The 1,007-nt window shown below is 77.3% G+C and carries 1 protein-coding gene and 1 pseudogene; one reads left to right on the top strand and one right to left on the bottom strand.

Annotated elements, in window-relative coordinates; all coding sequences use genetic code 11:
* Positions 1-496: pseudogene (locus AE652_RS42010) on the top strand (glycosyl transferase); the annotation flags it as partial.
* A gap of 105 nt (positions 497-601) precedes the next feature.
* Here AE652_RS42010 and AE652_RS42005 read toward each other — a convergent pair.
* Positions 602-1,007, bottom strand: a 406-nt coding sequence (locus AE652_RS42005; RefSeq protein WP_049661398.1) for an alpha/beta hydrolase, incomplete at its 5' end; no start/stop codon positions are given.

The following is a 1,007-nucleotide window of genomic DNA, read 5'->3' as shown; positions in this document are numbered from 1 at the left end:
CGGCGGCACCGGCCTCCCCGGCGCCCAGGACCCCGAGGGCACCGGCACGGGCGGCACGAACAGCACCGGCGGCACGGCCGGCGGCCCGCCCCCCGGCGGCATGGGCGGCCTGCTCGACGGCCCCAAGGTGACCGACGAGGTCGCCGCCATGCTCAAGGAGAGCGCCGACCACTACACCTGGGCGGCCGCCGCGATCGGCTCGCAGACCGCGGCAGGCTACCAACTCGCCACCGGCGAACCGGTGATGGCCCTCGGCGGCTTCAACGGCACCGACCCCTCGCTGACCCTGGCCGGCTTCCAGAAGTACGTCCAGGAGGGGAAGGTGCACTGGTTCATCGGTGCGGGCGGCTCCCGCCGCGGCTTCGGCGGCGGCGCGGGCGGCGAGGGCGGGCAGCAGAGCGAGTCCGCCCAGATCGAGTCCTGGGTGACCGCCCACTTCACCGCGAAGACCATCGGCTCGACCACCTTCTACGACCTGACGGCCCCCACCTCCTGACCAGGGGGCCGCGACCCCGGAGGGGGCGTGCCGCGCGAAAGCGGCACGCCCCCTCCGCGCTGTCCCCGGCCGACCCTCGCCGAGCTCATCCGGCCCCCGCCGCCCTCAGTCCGACCCGCAGTGGGTGCCCGCCGCCGGCAGCCGCCCGTCCACCAGGAACGCCGTCACGGCCGCCCGGACGCAGCCGCTCTTGTCGTACGCGGTGTGCCCGTCGCCCTCCCGGGTGAGCAGCACGCCGTGCTCCAGCCCGGCGGAGAGCCGCTCGGCCCAGGCGTACGGGGTGACCGGGTCGGCGGTGGAGCCGATCACCAGGAGCGGGGCGCTGCCCGGCGCCCGGACCGGTCGCGGCGGCTCGGCCGGACGGTACGGCCAGGGACGGCAGTCCGCTTCGAGCAGGGTGCCGACCGGGTCGTGCCCGCTGGTCAGCGGGGCGCGGGCGGCGAGTTCGGCGAGGGCCGGGCGCAGTTCCGCCTCGGTGGGCGGCGGCGGGCCGTCCGCGCAGGAGATGGCG

This window comes from Kitasatospora sp. MY 5-36 (genome assembly GCF_001182915.1).
GTDB lineage: Bacteria > Actinomycetota > Actinomycetes > Streptomycetales > Streptomycetaceae > Kitasatospora.
Note: the sequence above shows the minus strand (reverse complement) of the source record. Positions and strands in the feature narration are given on the sequence as shown.